This window comes from Pseudarthrobacter sp. alpha12b (genome assembly GCF_054130495.1).
This window is the reverse complement of the sequence record NZ_CP196746.1, coordinates 2673247-2692169: the sequence shown is the minus strand read 5'-3', so window position 1 is coordinate 2692169 and position 18923 is coordinate 2673247. Positions and strand designations below refer to the sequence as shown.

Below are 18923 nucleotides of genomic sequence, written 5' to 3'. Positions count from 1 at the left end.
GAAACAGGGCGATCTTTTTGGGCGTGCCGGGCGTAAGATTCACCCCGTAGGAGGTGGCCCAATGACCCTGAGAATGAACACAGCCACAACCATCCTGCCCGTCGATAATGCAGCCCGCGCCCGCAGCTTCTACACCGAAAAGCTCGGACTCCCGCACCGCGGACAGACGGACGATGGAAGCGAATTACTCGGCTCCGACGGCGGTCCCATGCTGCAGCTGATGCCGGTCTCGGACGGCAGGCACTCGGATCACACCGCGCTGAGCTTTGAGGTGGCGGACATCGAGGCGACCGTCCGCGACATGGAGGCAAGGGGAGTCATGTTCCAGGACTACGACCTCCCCACGCTGAAGACGGAAAACCACATCTGCACCACCGGCTCAGAAAAGTGCGCCTGGTTCGTGGACACGGAGCACAACATCCTGTGCATCCACCAAAACCTGGGCGGCAGGCTCGAGTACCAGGTCTAGGCAGGCGCGCTGCAACGCCGGTCGGCACAAACGGAAGCAGCAGGGGCGCCCCGGTCGGATCGGGGTTCCCCTGCTGCTTTGGTGTGCGCTCCGGTGTCAGCTTTCGGCGCCGCCGTGCAGGCCGTCGTCGCTGCTGTCATCTTCGCGGCCAGTGCCGCGGCCGTCTTCGCTGCGGTCCGAGAGGTCCATGTTGCCCCGGGCCTCATCCATGGTGGGGCCGCCCGGCGGGACGCTGTAGGTGTCGGGGCGGATGCCGTGTGACTGTTCCTCGATCAGGGCCTGCTCCTCGCTGAAGCGGATCACGTTGGCCTCGTCGCCGGCGTCGCCGGGAATGTCCTCGCGGAGCTTTGACGGGTCGGGGATGATGAATCCTGCGTCAGGTTCTTCCTTGGGGTGGCTCATGGTACTTCCTTCCTGCGGATGCTGGCTTTCTACCACCGTAGCTGCGGGCGACGAAAATACCAAGCACGCTTATTATTTGTCTGCGGGCCGCTGCCGCAAACTGCTACACGTCCGCGTGCAGGCCGTCGAACGCCATGGTGATGACGTCATCGGCCAGCCGTTGCTGCGACAGGGAACCGCCCGGCTTGTACCACTCCACGATCGAGTTGATCATGCCGAACAGGAGCCGGGAGACAGTGCGGGGATCGATGTCCTGGCGGAGCGAACCCTCATCGCGGGCGGCCGAAATCAGCACGGCCACCTTGTGGTCGAAGGTGCGGCGGCGTTCCAGCGCATCCCGCTCGATTTCCGTGTTGCCCCGCAGCCGCAGCAACAGGGTAACGAAAGGCAGGCGGTCCACCAGCACCGCCACCGTTTGCCGGAGCACGAACTCCAGCCGGGCATCGGCGGCCCCGGAGGTTGCCTCCGGCTGCTCCAGGATTGCCTCGAGGCCGCCCAGCGCGTGGTCCAGGGCGAGTTTGAGCAGGTCGCCCTTGGATGGCACGTGGTGGTAGATGGCGGACTTGGAGATGCCCAGGTTGTCCGCGAGGATCCCCATCGAGGTGGCGTCGTAGCCGTGGCGGTTGAAGACGTCGACGGCGATCCGCAGCACGGACTGCTGGTCGTAGCCGGGGCGGCCGCGTTTTGCTGTTCCGTTGCCTGCTGCGCCGGCGGGGCTGGATGTTTCGGTGGTGCTGGGCATAGTGGCTAGTTTCTCACGAACGGTCGGTCGGTCCGGGAGTCCCGGCCGGCCGGGCAGCAACCCGGCCGGCTTCGGCTACGCCCTGAAGCATGGTCCGCTACGCCTTCGGCCGCATGTCGTAGATGCGGCGCAGCTTGCCGTTGGACCGCTCAAGCGAGCCCGGCTCCACCACGTTCACGGTGCATGAAGAACCCACGTGGATCTTGATCTGCTCCTTCAAGGTGCGTGCCGCCGTCGTGCCCTGCTCGGTGGTGACGGCGTCCCGGCGCTCGATCCGGACCGTCAGCTGGTCCATGCGCTGGCCCTCGGGGCGGGTGAGTTCGAGCTGGAAGTGCGGGCTGAGCTCGGGGATGCGGAGGGCGATTTCCTCGATCTGGGACGGGAAGAGGTTCACGCCGCGCAGGATGATCATGTCGTCGCTGCGGCCGGTGATGCGGCCCATCCGCCGGTGGGCCGGGCGGGCGGTGCCGGGCAGCAGGCGGGTGAGGTCCTTGGTGCGGTACCTGATGATGGGCAGCGCCTCCTTGGTAAGCGAGGTGAACACCAGTTCGCCGTGCTCGCCGTCGCGCAGGACGTTCTCCTTGCCCGCCACCGGGTTGAAGGCGTCGATAATCTCGGGGCGGAAATGGTCCTCCCAGATGTGGCTGCCATCCTGGGTCTCCACGGCCTCGCCGGCGACGCCCGGACCCATGACCTCGGAGAGGCCGTAGATATCGCAGGCCTTGATGTTCATCATCACTTCGAGCTCGTGGCGCATCTCCTGCGTCCAGGGTTCAGCGCCCAGGACGGCGAACTTCAGCGAAGTGGACGCGGGGTCGATGCCCATGTGCGCCATCGCGTCGGCGATGGTGAGCAGGTACGTGGGGGTGGCCAGGATGGCGTCCGGCTTGAAGTCCTGGATCAGCTGGATCTGGCGTTCGGTCTGGCCGCCGGACATGGGGATGACGGTGCAGCCCAGGGCCTCGGCTCCGGCGTGCGCGCCCAGGCCGCCGGTGAACAGGCCGTAGCCGTAGGCGTTGTGGACCTTCATGCCCGGGCGGATGCCGGAGGCGCGGAAGCTGCGGGCCACGAGCTTGGCCCAGTCCGCCAGGTCCTGCTTGGTGTAGCCGACGACGGTGGGCCGGCCCGTGGTGCCGGAGCTGGCGTGGATGCGGGCTACTTCAGCCTGGGGAACCGCGAACATGCCGAACGGGTACTCCTGGCGCAGGTCCTCCTTGGTGGTGAAGGGGAAGTTGCCGAGGTCCTCCAGTTCGCGGAGGTCGGTGGGGTGGATGCCGGCCTCGTCGAACTTGCGCTTGTACAGCGGGACCCGCTCGTAGGCGTAGGCCACGGTGTGCTGCAGCCGGCTGAGCTGGAGGGCTTCGAGCTCGTCGCGGGAGATGGTCTCCTCGCGGTCCAGGCCAGGGTCGATGCCGGCAGCGGCCGGGGCGTCACCGGTGGCAGCGGTGGGGGTTTCGGGGGCATGCAGGGTCATGGTTTTCCTACTTCTTGGGGATGGTGCGGCTGCGTCCGCGGAACTCGGCGATGAGCTCGCCCGGGGTGCTGGAACTGGGCTGGCCTTCGGGGGCCGGCGCACCGGCGTCGGCGGCAAAGATCTGGATGTCGTAGAGCCCGCTGCGGCCGGCGCTGGAGCGGCGGTCTGCCACAGCGGTGAGCACCTGGCCCCGGAACGCGGGCTTGAGGAAATTGATGTCGACGCCGGAGGCTACGGTGATGGTGCCTTCCTCGCCGGGTGCAGGGTGGATGGGGTTGCACGCCAGGGCAAAGGCGGTGTCGCCGAAGGCGAAGATCATTCCGCCGTGGGCCATGCCGAAGCCGTTGAGCATTTCCTGCCGGAGCGTCATCCGGATGGTGGCATGGCCGTCGCTGAGGGCGAGGACCTCGATTCCCATCCATTCGGAGGCGTAGTCGTTTTCCAGGATGGGGTGGGTGGCCCCGGAAAGTGTAGTTTCAGCCATGCGTCATTGCCTCCAGCTTTATTTACCGAATGTTCATTAGGTAATCCCATGAGGGGGCCCGGTGTCAAGGGGAGGGCGCCTTGATGCGTGCACTCCTGCCCGCTTACTTCGCCGAGTCCAGGCACGCAACCGGGGACACGCCGTCGTCCGCGGCGCGCCGCCCGGTGGCGGGGAATAGCAACCGGGCTGGAACGCACGACGGCGGCACGCACCGCCGGGCCTGAAGTGCAAGGATGGGGGTACCGGCACCAGCAAGAACAGCAAAGGGCGGACCATGGCCAAAGGCATCTACGTCAGCGCAACCACCCCCGGCTCGGGCAAGTCCCTCGTGGCCCTGGGCCTGGCGGACACCCTGCACCGGCACGCGGACAGGATCGGCTTCTTCAAGCCGGTGGTCCACGGGCCCTCGGCAGCCAATGACCCCATGGTGGCACTAATGAAGGCCCGGTTCGCGCTGGAGGACGAACGGTGCCGCGGCGGTCTGACCTACGACGAGGTCCGCACCCTGCTGGCGGAAGGAAACCGTGCGGAGATTGATGCCCGGTGCGTCGAGATCTTCGCGGACATCGCCCGGCACTGCGACGTGGTGATCGTGGAGGGGACGGACCTGGTGGGCCAGGACTCCGCCGTCGAGTTCGACCTCAACGCCCGGCTGGCCAACAACCTTGCCACACCCGTGGTGGCCGTGGTGGGCGCCAAGGGCCGGACCGTTCCTGAGACCGCCGCCGCCGTCGAAGTTGCCCGGAAGGAGCTCGCCGCCGAACGGTGCGCGCTGCTGGCCATCATGGTCAACAGGGCGGACGCCGGGGACCTGGATGCCATCGCGGCGGCGCTGAAGCCGGGGGCCTCCGGCCGCCCGGTCTACATCCTGCCTGAGCTGGAGGAGATCGCCCGGCCCACCACCGGTGAGGTGGCCGCGGCCCTGGGCGTACGCCAGATCGCCGGCACCCCGGACATGGAACGCGACGTCAGGGACATCAAGGTGGCCGCGATGAACGTGGGCAACTTCCTGAATGTACTCGACGAAGGCGCCCTGGTGATCGTGCCGGGGGACCGTGCAGACGTGATGGTGGCCTGCCTGGCATCCTCCTTCTCACCCGAGTTTCCGGTGGCCTCTGCGCTCATCCTCACCGGCGGCCTGGCCCCGGACGCCAACATCTACCCGCTCCTGGCCCAGGCGCCGTTCCCGGTGTTCGCAACTCAGGATGACACCTACCAGACTGCCCGCCGGGTTTCCGAGGTCCGCAGCGAGATCTGGTCGGGGCACCGGCGCAAGGTGGCCTCCGCCCTGGGCCTTTGGTCCCGCCGGGTGGATGAAGCCGAACTGGTGGAGCGGCTGCACCTGCCGCGCGCGGAACGGATGACTCCGCTGCGGTTCCTGCACGACCTCATCGAGCGTGCCCGGGCACAGCGCCGCCACGTGGTGCTGCCGGAGGGGACCGACGTCCGGATCCTGCGAGCTGCCGAGATCCTGCACCGCCGGGACGTCTGCGACCTCACCGTCCTGGGCCCGGAATCGGACGTCCGGGAACTCGCCGCCGCCAACGGCATCGACCTGTCCGGGATCAACGTGATCGACCCCGCCACCTCGGAGCTGCGGCAGAAGTTCGCCGAGAAGTACGCGGAACTGCGCGCGCACAAGGGAGTGGACCTGCCCAAAGCCCTGGAAATCATGCAGGATGTGAGCTACTTCGGCACCATGATGGTCCAGCTGGGCGTGGTGGACGGAATGGTTTCCGGCGCCGCGCACACCACTGCCCACACCATCCGGCCGGCCCTGGAGTTCGTGAAGACCCGTGAGGGCGTGAAGATCGTGTCCTCGGTGTTCCTAATGCTCATGCCGGACCGGGTGCTGGTCTACGGGGACTGTGCCGTCAATCCGGACCCGAACGTGGAGCAGCTGGCGGACATTGCCCTGGCGTCTGCCGAGACCGCAGCGCAGTTCGGGGTGGAGCCGCGGGTGGCCATGCTCTCCTACTCGACCGGCGGCTCCGGCGCGGGCGAGGCTGTTGACGAGGTGCGGCAGGCCACCGAACTGGTGCGCCAGCGCCGCCCGGACCTCGCCGTGGAGGGCCCCATCCAGTACGACGCCGCCGTGGACGCCTCCATCGCCGCGTCCAAGATGCCCGGTTCCACCGTGGCCGGGCAGGCCACCGTGTTCATCTTCCCGGACCTGAACACCGGCAACAACACCTACAAGGCGGTGCAGCAGAGCTCCGGGGCCGTGGCAGTGGGGCCCGTCCTGCAGGGGCTGCGGAAGCCGGTTAATGACCTCTCCCGCGGCTGCACCGTGGAGGACATCGTGAACACGGTGGCCATCACGGCCATCCAGGCGCAGGTGCCGGTGCCGGCAACGCTTTAAAAGTACGACGCCGGCACTTTGGTGAGTGCCGGCGCCGTAGTTTCGCCTGGGGTGCTCCAGGGGCCTAGGCGGCTGCCTTGACCTTCAGTGGCTCGATCCTGCCGATGACGAACAGGTAGTTGGCTGCGCCAATCAGCGAAATTGCGCCGATCACGGCCAGCGGTGCCACGAAGGAACCGGTCTGGTCAACCAGCACACCGATAAGGATCGGCGTGAAGATGCCGGCCAGGTTGGAGGCGAAGTTCTGCAGGCCGCCGATGGAGCCCACGTGGCGTGAACTCGGGGCGACGTCGGCCGGCAGTGACCAGATGCCGGTGGCGGCCACGGTGAGGCTGGAGTAGGCGACGGACAGCAGGGCCAGGGCCATCCAGGCTTCCGGCACCATCGCGGCGAACATGATGACCGAGCCGCCGGCCAGGCCGCCGGCGATGGCCGTCTTGCGGACCTTGCTGACCGGGGATCCTGCCCGCACGGCGCGGTCCGCCAGGTAGCCGCCGAGCCAGCCGAACAGGACGGCGCAAATGCCGGGGATGGCGCCGAAGAAGCCCAGCTTGAGCAGGTCGAAGCCGCGTTCCTTCACCAGGTAGCTGGGGAAGAACGTGATGAAGAAGTAGATGGCGCTGTTCAGGCAGAAGAAGCCGAACATCATGCTGAGGATGGTCCGGTACTTGAAGAGTGAACGCCAGGGGAGCTTGGCTGCGCCTTCGTCATCACTTGCCGCGCCGCGGGCGCCGCCCTCCTGGATGTAGGCGATCTCCGCGGCATTTGCGCCGGTGTGCTCCTCCGGGCTGCGGTAGTACTTCCACCAGACGGCGGCCCAGATGATGCCCAGGACGCCGATGATGATGAACACCGCGTGCCAGGAGGTGAAGGCGACGATGAGGGTGACTATCGGCAGCGCGATGACTGCTCCGACGCGCGAGCCTGAGTCCCAGATGCTGGTGGCAAAGGCACGTTCCCTGACGGGGAACCAGGTGGCCACCACCTTGGCGGCGGTGCTGGGGGCCGGGCTTTCGCCTACTCCGAGGAGGAAGCGTGCCGCGAAAAGGGACCAGAAACTGGCGGCCGCTGCAGTGACCATGGTGAAGACGGACCACCACACGGCGGCCAGCGAGAACGAGCGGCGGGGACCTACCTTGTCCACGTACCAGCCGGCAGCGAGCTGGAAGAAGTCATAGGCCCAGAAGAACGCGGCGAAGATCAGCCCCTGTTGGGTGGCGCTGAGTTCGAAGTCCTTGCCCATGAACGGCAGCGCGACGCTGAGGCTGGACCGGTCAAGATAGTTGATGCTGAGGCCGAGGAAGGCCAGCCAGATGATCACCCAGCGTTTGCGGGTCATCAGGCGGGGCTGCCGGGAAGAGTTAGTAGTGGCTGTCTTATTTCCGAGCGTAGTCATGCGGTCTCCTTCGACGGATACATGGCTTCGGGTGCGGGGCGCACGGTGGGAGGGGGAGACGCGGAAGGTGTCAGCGCCAAAATCATATAGGAATCTGGTTAATCATATAGATAATGTGATCCAGATCAAGCCCTGCTCCAGAAGGCTCGTGGTGAAAGCGCTTGACGGTGCGTGGCTTATGATTCCCCCAGCGACTCCCAACCGACCACAGTGCAAGAGGTAACCGCGTGCCCCCACGTCAGCCGTCCGATATTTCCCGCGGCAAGGCAGCCGTCCCCGACGTCTACTCGGCCGTGCGCGCCTCCATCCTGGAAGGGGAGATTGCGCCGGGTACCAGAATCAACATTGACGCCGTGGCCCGCACCCTGGGCGTTTCCCAGACTCCAGTCCGTGAGGTGCTCCAACGGCTTGAGGGCGACAACCTGGTGGTCTACAACCCCGGCCGCGGCTACAGCACCACGCCGCTGCTTGACCTGCCGGAGCTGCGCTCGCTGTTTGAGTTCCGGCTCCTCGTAGAGCCCTGGGCGGCGCGCGCGGCGGCGGTGGACCGCCTTGCCAATCCGGCGGCGTCGCTGGAAAAGGAACTGGCCGGCTTCCGGAACACCATGAAGCGCACAAAAGACCTCCGGCAGGACCTGGTTGCCCATGACACCCGGTTCCATGACACCATCCTTGCCGCCTCCGGAAACCCTGTGGTCCGGCACGCCTTCGCCCAAACCCATTGCCACCTGCACACCTTCCGGCTGTACCGGGCGGATGTGGACGGCGCAATCACGGTGGCAGAGCACACGGCGGTCCGCGAAGCGATTGAGGCGTGCGATCCGGAGCGCGCGGAGGCGGCGATGACCACCCACATCCGCAACTCCTTTGACAGGTTTGCCCAGGCCTTCGAAGGGGAACTTGCCCCGCTGGAGGACGGCGGGCCGCCGCGCAGGCGCATCATCACAAGCTAGAAACCGAACAGCCCCGGCCAGTAAAGGCCGGGGCTGTCGTGTTGATGCATAGCGGCGGCAGAAGCCTTGACGTGGATCACATGTCATATATGATTCTAGAAATTCGTATAGGAATCGAATCTTTCCCTTCTCCAGTTCTGCTCCGAAAGTTGAGATCCATGCCTTCCATCACGTCCATCAATACCCAGGACGTCCGCTTTCCCACGTCCCTCGAGCTCGACGGTTCAGACGCGGTCAACGTGGACCCCGATTACTCCGCCGCCTATGTGGTCATCCGCACCGACGCGGGCGACGAAGGCCACGGCTTTGTCTTCAGCTGCGGCCGCGGCAACGACATCCTGACGGCCGCCATCGACGCCTACGCCCGCCTGCTGGTGGGCCGCGACATCGACGAGCTGATTTACGACCTGGGAGCGGCCTCCAGGCTCCTCGTCCATGATTCCCAGTTCCGTTGGCTGGGACCGGAGAAGGGGGTGACCCAGATGGCCTGCGGCGCCCTGGTCAGTGCCCTGTGGGACATCCGCGCCCGCAGGGAAAACAAGCCGCTCTGGCTCCTGCTTGCCGAGATGACGCCGGAGGAACTGGTCAGCGTGGTGGACTTCACCCACATCCGCGACGCCCTCAGTCCGGAAGAAGCCCTCGAAATTCTCCGCGCCGGCCAGGACGGCAGGGACCAGCGCATCGCCGAACTGAAGGCCAACGGGTTCCCCGCGTACACCACCTCCCCGGGCTGGCTGGGCTACAGCGACGAGAAGCTGGTCCGGCTGAGCAAGGAGGCCGCGGCGGAAGGCTTCTCCATGATCAAGCTCAAGGTGGGCGGCGATATCAACGACGACCGCCGGCGCATGGCCCTGGCCCGCGAAGCCGTGGGCGCCCTGCCCATCGCCATCGACGCCAACCAGCGCTGGGAAGTCTCCGAGGCCGTCGAGTGGGTGAACCAGCTGGCAGAGTTCAACCCCTACTGGATCGAGGAGCCCACCAGCACCGATGACGTCCTGGGCCACGCCGATATCCGCAGGGGTGTGGCACCGGTCCGCGTGGCCACGGGTGAGGCAGTGGCCAGCCGGATCATCTTCAAGCAGCTCCTCCAGGCCGGTGCCATCGACGTGCTGCAGCTTGACTCCACCCGCGTGGCCGGCGTCAACGAGAACATCGCCATCCTGCTGCTGGCCGCCAAATTCGGGGTGCCCGTCTGCCCGCACGCAGGGGGAGTGGGCCTGTGCGAGCTGGTCCAGCATTTCTCCTTCTTCGACTACGCGGTAGTGGGACGCAGCCATGAAAACCGCATGATCGAATTCGTGGACCACCTGCACGAGCACTTCGCCGAACCCGTCCGCATTATCAACGGCCGCTATGCAGCCCCGGAACTCCCCGGCACGGGCGCCGAGATGCTCACCGCCTCCCGTGCCCGCTGGGAGTTCCCCGGCGGCGCAGGGTGGCAGGAAGTGGGCAACCGTGCCGCCGTCACCGGCGGTTCCCTGCCCGCGGCAGCAGGAGCCACGCGATGAACGCGGCCCCGGAAGCAACGGCCGTCCTCGCCAGCCCCACCACCGTAGGGCAGCTCGACGCCGCGGTCACGGCAGCCCACCAGGCCGTCGAACAGGCCCGGTTGGTGGACCCGCACCGGCGCGCCGCCTGGCTTGAAGCCATCGCGGCGGGCCTGGAACGGGACGCTGCCGGGCTGGTGGAAACTGCCGTCAGGGAAACCCACCTCGGTGCCGCCCGGCTGGAGGGGGAGCTGAAGCGCACCGTGTTCCAGCTGCGGCTGTTCGCGGCAGAAATCCGCGCGGGTGAGCATTTCGATGCCACCATCGACCATGCCGACCCGGCCTGGGGCATGGGTCCGCGCCCGGACCTGCGGCGTTACAATGTGCCCCTCGGCGTGGTCGGAGTGTTCGGTGCCTCCAACTTCCCCTTCGCGTTCAGCGTGATGGGCGGGGACAGTGCCTCGGCGCTGGCGGCCGGCTGCGCTGTGGTGCACAAGGCACACGACGCGCACGGGGAACTCGCCGCCCGCACCGCGCAGGTGGTGACCGATGCCCTGGATGCTGCCGGGGCGCCGTCGGGCCTGTTCTCCATGGTGACCGGGCGGAAGGCCGGCGAGGCCCTGGTGGACCACCAGCTGGTCAAGGCCGTCGGTTTCACCGGGTCCACCGCCGGCGGCCGCGCCCTGCTCAACCGGATTGCCGCACGCCCCGAACCCATCCCGTTCTTCGGCGAGCTGGGCGGCATCAACGCCGTCTTCGTCACGGGCAGTGCGTGGGCTGCCCGGCGCGGGGAAATCATCGCCGGCTATGCAGCCTCGTTCACCCTGGGAATGGGCCAGTTCTGCACCAAGCCCGGGCTGCTGTTCGTCCCTGCGGGGCAAGCTGATGACATCCGCCGCGAGCTGGCGCAGGCCCTGGCAGGTTTCACGCCGGCCCGGCTGCTCAGCCCCCGCCTGCACGCGGGTTACACGGACGCCGTCAGCACCCTGCGGGACAGCAGCGGAGTAGACGTCTTGCTGGAAGGGGACTTCGCCGAGGAACCTGCCCCCACGGTCCTGCGCACCACCGCCGAGGCCGTCCGGCAGGACCCGGAGCTGCTCCGGCAGGAAATGTTCGGCCCCGCCAGCCTGGTGGTGGAGTACCAGGACCAGGCGGAGCTCCCCGGCCTGGCGGAGCTGCTCGAAGGGCAGCTGACCACCACCTTGCAGGCTGAGGACGACGACGATGTTTCCGCGCTCGCTGCCCGCCTGGCGGACATCAGCGGGCGGGTCCTCTGGAACGGCTGGCCCACCGGCGTGACCGTCAGTTATGCCCAGCACCACGGCGGGCCTTACCCTGCCACCACTTCAAACACCACATCGGTGGGAACGGCCGCCATCCGCCGCTTCCTCCGCCCCGTGGCGTACCAATCGTTCCCGGCGTCGCGGCTGCCCGAACCGCTGCAGGACGGCAATCCGTGGCGGGTTCCGCAAAGGGTCGACGGCGTGTGGCGGCACCCGGACGCCGCGCAGACCGCAGTCGCTGGGCAGGAGGACGCGCTGTGACTGCCCTGAACCCGGAAACCATCGGATCAGTCCTTCCCGAAGACGCCGATCAGGCCCTGCTGATCGGGCGGGTCTGGGATGTGGAGAGCGGCGGCCCGCGCGTTGTCGCCGTCAGCGGAGACACTGTCTTCGACCTGCACCGCCTCGCCGGAACCGTCGCGGACCTCATGGAACTGCCGGACCCGGCGGCTGCGGTCCGTGCAGCCCTTCGAGACTCAAACCTGGCCGAACCGCGCTGGGCAACGGCCGACGTCGTCAATGCTTCGCTGGTCGGGGACAGCAGCAGGCCCAGGTTGCTGGCGCCCGTCGACCTCCAGGTGGTCAAGGCCTGCGGTGTTACGTTCGTGGACAGCATGATCGAGCGTGTCATCGAGGAGCGCTGCGCGGGGGACGCCGCACGCGCCGCCGAGGTGCGGGAGCTGGTGGGCCGTGCCCTCGGCGGAAGCCTGGCCGACCTGCGGCCGGGCTCCCCGGAGGCGGCCGAAGCCAAGCGGGTCCTGATGGCCGAGGGGCTGTGGTCGCAATACCTGGAGGTGGGCATAGGCCCGGACCCCGAGGTCTTCACCAAGGCGCCCGTCCTGTCGTCGGTGGGCTTGGGCGAGGGGATCGGCATTCCGTCCTTTTCCTCGTGGAACAACCCTGAACCGGAGCTTGTGCTGATCGCCACCTCGGGCGGCCGGGTGGTGGGGGCCACCCTGGGCAACGACGTCAATCTCCGTGACGTCGAAGGACGAAGTGCGCTGTTGCTGGGCAAGGCCAAGGACAACAATGCCTCCAGCGCGCTGGGACCCCTGATCCGGCTGTTCGACGGCTCGTTCACCCTCGAGACCCTGCGGACCGAGGAAATCCTGCTGCGCGTGGACGGCGCGGACGGTTACCTGCTGGAGGGTCGGAACAGTGTGTCCCGGATCAGCCGGCCCTTCGAGGAGCTCGTAGCCGCGACGCACGGGAAGCACCACCAGTACCCGGACGGGTTCGCGCTGTTCACGGGAACCCTCTTCGCCCCGACCCAGGACCGGGACCAACCGGGCCAGGGGTTCACGCACAAGCACGGCGATGTGGTGACCATCCGCAGCCGTCACCTGGGTGCCCTGGTGAACCGCGTCGGTCCCAGCGAGGACCTGCCCGAATGGACATTCGGGCTCCGCCAACTCTTCGACTATCTGTCCCGGCAGCGGCAGGAAGCAAGGGCGTAGCCGACGGGCAGAAAAGGACGACGCCGGCACTTTGGTGAGTGCCGGCGTCGTCCTTTGTGCCTGTCGTAGTTTTGTCTGGGTCAGTCAGCTGTTGTCCGGCTTGGCCAGGCTCTCCGGGTCCTCCTGCTTGGCAGGCTCGTCGGAGAGGCCCTGCGGCGTGAGGTCCAGGCCTTCCCGGTCTTCGGGAGCCTCAGGCGCTTCACCAGTCTCGCCGGCCTTGAGGTTGCCGGTATCGTCCAGGGCGGGGTTGGCGCCCTCCACTCCGGTGGGATCATCCTTGCTGCCGGAGTCCGGTTGCGCGTTGAGCGGGGCAGTGCTGCTGGATCCCGTGTTGGTGGGGTCGTTCTCGTCGATCGAATTGGGCTCGTTCGTCATGGAAGTGTCCTCTCGGCGTGGTCCAGCCTTGTCCGCCGACTCTATGCAACGGCTGCGCCTGTCCGCAAGGAACCCCGCGGGCACGAAAAAGGTGCGCCCCGTTCGCTGAGCGCACCCTTCTCGATTTTCCGTTCGCAGCCGTTTCCGATCGACTGCATCTATAGTAAGCATGCTGATGATATTTTTGGCAACCCTCCCGCATGCCTGTGACGAAAGCGTTATCAGCGCCGCACTCAGGACCCAAACGTGACGGGTGTCTAACGCCGAAGGGGGGACTAGCATCGCAGTCGTGCCCGATACAGCCATCTCCATCTCCACAGCGTTCATTCCGTTGCGGGCTCCCCGGACGTCTGCCGCTTCTTCACCGCAGAGGACCCGGACGCCAACACGCTGCTGCTGACCGACCGTTAGCCGCGCAACCTATAGTGGGGGTTGAACTGCAGACGCCAGGCTGAGGAGGCCCCGCATGCTCGTGCTCGTCATCAACTCCGGTTCGTCGTCCCTGAAGTACCAGGTCCGTGACGTGGCCGCCGGGACGGTCCTCACCGAGGGGCTGATCGAGAAGATCGGCATGGGCAACGGCGGCGGCGGGGACGGCGAGATCGAGGGCCCGCGGGACCATGCCGAGGCGCTGGAGCAGGTGGACGCGGCCATACACCAGGAGCTGGGCGACCTTGAGCTCGGCGCAGTGGGGCACCGGGTGGTCCACGGCGGCGAGCGGTTCGCCGAACCCGTGCTGGTGGACAACGAAATCACCCGTGCCATTGAGCGCCTCAACCCGCTGGCGCCGCTGCACAACCCCGCCAACGTCCTGGGCATCCGGGCCATCACCAGGAAGTGGCCCAAGATGCCGCAGGTGGCCGTCTTCGACACCGCCTTCCACCGCACCCTGCCCGAGCACGCGTGGCGCTACGCCGTCCCGGACGAGCTGTACACGAACCACGGCATCCGCCGCTACGGCTTCCATGGCACCTCCCACGAGTACGTGGCGCGCCGGTCGGCCGCGCTGCTGGACCTCCCCGTCGAGGAGTTCGACGGCGTCATCGCCCACCTGGGCAACGGCGCGTCCGTCACCGCCATCCGCGGAGGCCAATCCGTGGACACCTCCATGGGCTTCACCCCGCTGGAGGGCCTGGTCATGGGCACCCGCTCCGGCGACCTGGACCCCTCCATCCTGGTGTTCCTTGGCCGCGCCGGCTGGACGCCGGAGGACATTGACACCATGCTCAACCGCGAATCCGGACTCAAGGGCCTGGCCGGCAACAACGACATGCGATCGGTCGTTGAAGCGTCCGAGTCCGGGGACGAGAAGGCCACGATGGCGCTTGCGGTGGCGTCCTACCGGCTGGCCAAATACATCGGCGGCTACCATGTTGCCGTCGGTGGGGCCAAGGCGCTGGTGTTCACTGCAGGAATCGGCGAAAACTCGCAGCAGTTCCGGGCGCAGGTGGCGGACCGGCTGGGCGCCCTGGGCATAGGGCTCGACGCCGGCCTGAACGCTGAGCGGTCAAAGGAACCGCGCGTCATTTCCACGCCGCAGTCCGCCATTCCCGTCCTGGTGGTTCCCACCGACGAGGAACGCGCCATCGCCGAGGCGACGGCCGCCGTCGTCTCGGCCAGCCGCTAAGTCCGCATGCCGGCGATCGCCCTGCCCATCCGGACGGAACGGCTGGTCCTGCGCCGGTTCGACGGCGGCGACCTGGACGCCTTCCACGCCTACCACTCGCTGCCGGAGACCGCGCGGTTCCTCCCCGGCCCGGCCAAAACCTACACCCAGTCGATGGAGCGCGTGGGCCGGTACGCCAACTTTGTCTTCGAGAAGGAGGGGGACTGGGTAGCCCTCGCCATCGAGGCAGCGGATGAGCCCGGGCTGCTGGGCGAAGTGGTGCTCAAATGGTTGCCGGGACACGGCCAGGGCGAAGTGGGGTGGACGCTGGCGCCGGAGGCCCGCGGCATGGGCTACGGCGCGGAGGCTGCCCGGGCCGTCCTGCAACTGGGCTTCGAGGAGCTGGGCATGCGCCGGATCGAAGCCAGGCTGGACGAGCTCAACAATGCGTCGGCGTCACTGTGCAGCCGCCTGGGCATGCGTCTGGAGGCGCGGCACATCGACAAATGGCGGTACAAGGGCCAGTGGGCCACCGAGCTTGTCTACGCCGTCCTTGCCAATGAATGGCGGATCGGTTCCGGCGGTTAGCCCTTAAGCCCGGCCCTTCAGGATCAGGTTCCAGTAGATCTTCGGGAACAGATCCCGGTCCACCACCCACGACAGCTTGCTTTCGTTCCAGGTGGGCACGCGCGGAATGGTGGGCATGGGCCGGTACCTGTCGTCGAACTCGGCGAACACCACGGTGTCCCGCGACACCGTGAACGGGCAGACCGAGTAGCCGTTGTACTTGGCGCGCAGCGGCTTTCCTTTCCGGGCTGCCACCAGGTTCTTCGCCACCACCTTGGTCTGCTTGCGCAGCGCCCCGCCGGACTTGGAATTGGTGGTGCCCGCGGCGTCGCCAAGTGACCAGACATTGGGGTAGCGGAGATGCCGCAGGGTCTGCCGGTCCACCTCCACGAAGCCGCCCGCGTCACCGGCGGACGGGAGGTCCGTGGCCTTGAGCCAGTCCGGGGCCGACTGCGGCGGGACGGCATTGAGGACGTCATACGCCAGGTCCTCCGTGGTGTGCGCGGCGTGGTCCCGGATGGTGGCCCTGCGGCCGGCAGGGCTCACCGCCACCAGTTCGCTGTTGGTCCGCAGTTCGATCCCGTACTCGGCGATCTTCCGTTCCAGCTCGCGGTCCACTTCAGGCACCCCGAACACAGTGGGGTAGGGCTGCACCATCACCACCCGGATCTTGTCCAGGACCCCCTTTTCCCGCCAGTAGTCGCAGGCCAGGTACATTGGCTTCTGGGCGGCGCCGCCGCATTTGATGGGTCCGGCCGGCATGGTGAAGACGGCGGTTCCTGATGTCATGGCGCTGAGCAGCGTCCAGGCTTTGGGGGCCAGGTCAAACTCGTAATGGGATGCGCCGTGCGGCGAATGCACGGCCTCGGCGAGGCCCGGCACCGCATCCCAGTCGTACTGCAGCCCGGGGCACACCACCAGCTGGCCGTAGGCCACCGTAGCCCCAGATTCCAGGGCGACGGTATTGGCAACCGCGTCCACGCCCACGGCGGCATCCCGGATCCAGGTGACGCCCTGGGGGACAACCGACTGCTGCGGCCGGATGGCCTCCTGGGCCTGCGCCCGGCCGCCTGCGATGTGCGAGAACAGCGGCTGGTAGAGGTGATGGTCCCTGGGCTCGATCACGGCTACGTCCTTGACGCCGTAGCGCTGCAGCCGGGCGGCAAGGGAAATGCCGGCATTGCCGCCGCCGATGATCACTACCTCATGCTGGCCAGCCACGGCACTACTTCTTCTCGGTCAGCGCGGATGCCTTATGCGCTGCACGGGCGCCGGTCTTGTCCGATTCCACCACATACTGCGGCTCATTCCCGCTGGCGCGGTGCGTGTGGCCGTCGAGTTCAAAGTCGCTGGTTTTCTTCTCCACGATCTTGCCGTGCGTCTTCCCCTGTGAAGTGTTCCACTCCACGGGGGTTCCCTTGCTCAGTGACATGCCTGCTCCTCTGGTATCCCGTGCCGGAAAACAAGTGCCCCCCAATGGTAAGCATGGTTAGCATTTTCTGGTACGCGGGTGAACGAGCTACTTCAGGCCGGCGCCGGGGAGCAGGACGGTGGCGCCCAGGGCATCGGCGATGAACGCGTAGTCCCAGGCCCGTTCGCGCCACTGCACGTAACGCCCGGAGGCGCCCCCGTGCCCGCCGTCCATCTCGATCTTCATGACGATCGGCTCGGATCCGGTGGTCTTGTTCCGCAGTTCCTGCACCCACTTGGCCGGTTCGACGTACAGGACCCGGGTGTCGTTGAAGGATGTGACGGCGGCGATCTTGGGGTAGGCCACTTCCCGCACATTCTCGTAAGGGGAGTAGGACTTCATGTAGGCGTAGGCCTGGGGGTCCGTGATGGGGTTGCCCCATTCCTCCCACTCCAGGGCGGACAACGGCAGGTCCGGGTCCAGGATGCTGGTGAGCGGATCCACGAACGGCACCTGCGCCACGATGGCCGCGTACTTCTCCGGCGCCATGTTGGCCACGGCGCCCATCAGGAGCCCGCCGGCCGAACCACCCAGCGCAGCGATGCGGGAGGGATCCACCCACCCGGATCCGGCCAGCCAGTCGGTGGCGTCCACGAAGTCGGTGAAGGTGTTCTTCTTGGTGAGCTTCTTGCCGTCCTCGTACCAGTGCCGGCCCAGCTCGCCCCCGCCGCGGATGTGGGCGATCACGAACACCACGCCGCGGTCCAGCAGCGACAGCCGCGCAATCCCGAACCCGGGGTCCATGCTCATCTCGTAGGAGCCGTACCCGTAGACAAGGCCGGCCGCCGTCGAATCCTGTTTCACGCTTCTATGCCGGAGGACCGACAGCGGGATGCGCGTGCCGTCGCCGGCGGTGGCCCATTCCCTGGTGGCCACATAGTCGCTGCCGTCGTAGCCGCCCAGGACGGGGCTTTCCTTGCGCAACAGCAGCTCGCCCGCGGGCTGGTCCGCGGTGGGCAGGACGAAGTCGTAGATCCGCGACGGCGTGAAGTAGGACGTGTAGCCCAGCCGGATGACGGGTGCCTCGTAGTCCGAGCCACCCACCCCGGCCGTGTAGAGCTCCTCGTCGAACGCCGGCTCCGCCGGTGCCTGCTGGGCGGGGGTGCCCAGCCCGGCCAGCCCCAGCACCTGCACGCGCTCGATGGTGTCCTTCCGGATGGACACGATCAGGTGGGTGGCGGTGACGCCCGCCCCGTTGACGCGGACGTCGTCGGAATGCCCGACGACGGTCTGCCAGGTCTGTTCGGCCAGCGGCTTTTCCAGCTCGGCAGGGTCCGCCAGGGAGACCATGGAGTTGATGGCGCCCCGGTTGTGCGTGAGCAGGATCTTCTCTTCACCGTCGAGCAGGAAGGGCTCAGCCTCGTAGAGGACGCGCTCATCCCGCGAAATCACGCTGGTGACGGTTCCGGTGGGATCGTCGAAACGGAGCAGCCTGGTTTCGCTGTATTCGGAGCAGCCGATGCCCAGCACCAGGTAACGCCGGTCCGCGGAAAGCTCGAAGCCCAGCCACATGGCGGGGTCGTCCTCCTGGTACACCACCGTGTCGTCGGCAACGGGCGTGCCCAGGACGTGGGACTTCACCTGGTAGGGGCGCCAGGACTCGTCCACCACCGTGTAGAAGAGGCGGGTTCCATCGGGGGAGAAGGAGATGCCGTAAAAGATGTTCTCGAGGACGTCCGGCAGCAGCCCGCCGGTGCGGAGGTCCTTGATCCGGAGGGTGAAGCGCTCGTCGCCGGAGTTGTCCACGGCGTAGGCATACAGGTTGCCGTCGATGGTGACGGCGGTGCCGCCCACGGAAAAGAACGGCTTTCCTTCAGCCTCCACATTGCCGTCCAGCAGGATTTCCTCACCGGGAATTCCCACCCCGGCCGCCACGGCCGGCGGCGTCCAGTCGGCCACTTTGTCCCCGGTGTCCTGCGCCTTGACCCGGCAGTGGATGCCGTACTCCTTGCCCTCGGCGGACCGGCTGAAGTACCACCAGCCGTCCTTGCGGTGCGGGACGGAAAGGTCGGTTTCCTGGGTGCGGCCCTTGATCTCCTGGAAGATGGCCTCGCGGAGCGGCTCCTGGTGCGCCGTGACGGCTTCCTGGTAGGCGTTCTCAGCCCGCAGGTGCTCCACGACCTCCGGCGATTCCTTGTCCCGCAGCCACTCGTAGTTGTCCACGAACGTTTCCCCGTGGTGGGTGCGCTCGGTGGGAATCTTCTTGGCAACCGGGGGCGCCGGGATCGCGGTGCCGGTGGAATCCTGCAGGGAGGTGGAGGTCATGGATTCAATATATAGACCACCCCGGACAAGTCAGCAGGCCGTTCGCTACCGGGGGAGAAGGGACACCCGGAAAGGGGCGAAAGACTCTGGGACCCTGCCCGCGGTTCCCGGCACGCTGGAAGGGCGCTGC

The 18923-nt window shown here is 67.0% G+C and carries 17 protein-coding genes; 8 read left to right on the top strand and 9 right to left on the bottom strand.

The features are described 5' to 3' along the window. Positions 1-73 precede the first annotated feature (73 nt). Positions 74-469 carry a VOC family protein gene (locus ACTAQI_RS12425; RefSeq protein WP_457946218.1) on the top strand — a complete coding sequence of 132 codons (396 nt, stop codon included), beginning with the start codon at positions 74-76 and terminating at the stop codon, positions 467-469. A 96-nt stretch (positions 470-565) separates the two neighbouring features. Here the strand turns inward: ACTAQI_RS12425 and ACTAQI_RS12420 are convergent, their stop codons facing one another. From ACTAQI_RS12420 to ACTAQI_RS12405, 4 genes are all read right to left on the bottom strand, one after another. Further along, a complete protein-coding gene (locus ACTAQI_RS12420; RefSeq protein ID WP_457946217.1) occupies positions 566-871 on the bottom strand; it encodes a hypothetical protein in 306 nt (101 codons plus the stop codon). Between the two features lie 103 nt (positions 872-974). Further along, on the bottom strand, positions 975-1613 hold the full coding sequence (locus tag ACTAQI_RS12415; RefSeq protein WP_457946216.1) for a TetR/AcrR family transcriptional regulator: 639 nt from the start codon (positions 1611-1613) through the stop codon (positions 975-977). Positions 1614-1710: 97 nt separating this feature from the next. After that, positions 1711-3087 (bottom strand): phenylacetate--CoA ligase PaaK, encoded by a 1377-nt coding sequence (gene paaK / locus ACTAQI_RS12410; RefSeq protein WP_457946215.1) that lies wholly within the window; start codon positions 3085-3087, stop codon positions 1711-1713. Positions 3088-3094: 7 nt separating this feature from the next. Then, positions 3095-3571: a hotdog fold thioesterase gene (locus tag ACTAQI_RS12405; protein WP_457946214.1), complete on the bottom strand. Its 477-nt coding sequence runs from the start codon at positions 3569-3571 to the stop codon at positions 3095-3097. A 274-nt stretch (positions 3572-3845) separates the two neighbouring features. Between ACTAQI_RS12405 and pta the strand changes: the two genes are divergently transcribed. After that, entirely contained in the window at positions 3846-5933 is a 2088-nt protein-coding gene (pta, locus tag ACTAQI_RS12400; protein WP_457946213.1) for a phosphate acetyltransferase, read from the top strand. 64 nt (positions 5934-5997) lie between these two features. Here pta and ACTAQI_RS12395 read toward each other — a convergent pair whose 3' ends face one another. Beyond that, a complete protein-coding gene (locus ACTAQI_RS12395) occupies positions 5998-7329 on the bottom strand; it encodes an MFS transporter (protein WP_457946212.1) in 1332 nt (443 codons plus the stop codon). 227 nt (positions 7330-7556) lie between these two features. On the opposite strand from ACTAQI_RS12395, the gene ACTAQI_RS12390 reads away from it, so the two are divergent. The 4 genes from ACTAQI_RS12390 to ACTAQI_RS12375 all read left to right on the top strand — a co-directional run bounded on the left by ACTAQI_RS12390 (position 7557) and on the right by ACTAQI_RS12375 (position 12509). After that, complete coding sequence (locus ACTAQI_RS12390; RefSeq protein ID WP_457946211.1) at positions 7557-8282, top strand: GntR family transcriptional regulator; 726 nt, start codon at positions 7557-7559, stop codon at positions 8280-8282. A 158-nt stretch (positions 8283-8440) separates the two neighbouring features. After that, positions 8441-9790, top strand: coding sequence for an enolase C-terminal domain-like protein (locus ACTAQI_RS12385; protein WP_457946210.1), 1350 nt, complete (start codon positions 8441-8443; stop codon positions 9788-9790). Continuing rightward, positions 9787-11313: an aldehyde dehydrogenase (NADP(+)) gene (locus tag ACTAQI_RS12380; protein WP_457946209.1), complete on the top strand. Its 1527-nt coding sequence runs from the start codon at positions 9787-9789 to the stop codon at positions 11311-11313. The genes ACTAQI_RS12385 and ACTAQI_RS12380 overlap by 4 nt, the downstream gene beginning before the upstream one ends. After that, positions 11310-12509: a fumarylacetoacetate hydrolase family protein gene (locus ACTAQI_RS12375; RefSeq protein ID WP_457946208.1), complete on the top strand. Its 1200-nt coding sequence runs from the start codon at positions 11310-11312 to the stop codon at positions 12507-12509. Before ACTAQI_RS12380 ends, ACTAQI_RS12375 begins: the two co-directional genes overlap by 4 nt. 84 nt (positions 12510-12593) lie before the next feature. Here the strand turns inward: ACTAQI_RS12375 and ACTAQI_RS12370 are convergent, their stop codons facing one another. Further along, a complete protein-coding gene (locus ACTAQI_RS12370) occupies positions 12594-12884 on the bottom strand; it encodes a hypothetical protein (RefSeq protein ID WP_457946207.1) in 291 nt (96 codons plus the stop codon). Positions 12885-13350: 466 nt separating this feature from the next. On the opposite strand from ACTAQI_RS12370, the gene ACTAQI_RS12365 reads away from it, so the two are divergent. Further along, complete coding sequence (locus ACTAQI_RS12365) at positions 13351-14511, top strand: acetate kinase (RefSeq protein WP_457946206.1); 1161 nt, start codon at positions 13351-13353, stop codon at positions 14509-14511. Positions 14512-14517: 6 nt separating this feature from the next. Next, positions 14518-15078, top strand: coding sequence for a GNAT family N-acetyltransferase (locus ACTAQI_RS12360; protein WP_457946205.1), 561 nt, complete (start codon positions 14518-14520; stop codon positions 15076-15078). Positions 15079-15081: 3 nt separating this feature from the next. Here ACTAQI_RS12360 and ACTAQI_RS12355 read toward each other — a convergent pair whose 3' ends face one another. The 3 genes from ACTAQI_RS12355 to ACTAQI_RS12345 all read right to left on the bottom strand — a co-directional run bounded on the left by ACTAQI_RS12355 (position 15082) and on the right by ACTAQI_RS12345 (position 18793). Continuing rightward, positions 15082-16278, bottom strand: coding sequence for an NAD(P)/FAD-dependent oxidoreductase (locus ACTAQI_RS12355; RefSeq protein ID WP_457946204.1), 1197 nt, complete (start codon positions 16276-16278; stop codon positions 15082-15084). A gap of 4 nt (positions 16279-16282) precedes the next feature. Further along, the gene (locus ACTAQI_RS12350; RefSeq protein WP_457946203.1) at positions 16283-16489 is read right to left on the bottom strand and encodes a DUF2945 domain-containing protein; all 207 of its coding nucleotides are present in this window, start codon (positions 16487-16489) and stop codon (positions 16283-16285) included. Positions 16490-16576: 87 nt separating this feature from the next. Further along, the gene (locus ACTAQI_RS12345) at positions 16577-18793 is read right to left on the bottom strand and encodes a S9 family peptidase (protein ID WP_457946202.1); all 2217 of its coding nucleotides are present in this window, start codon (positions 18791-18793) and stop codon (positions 16577-16579) included. Positions 18794-18923 lie beyond the last annotated feature (130 nt).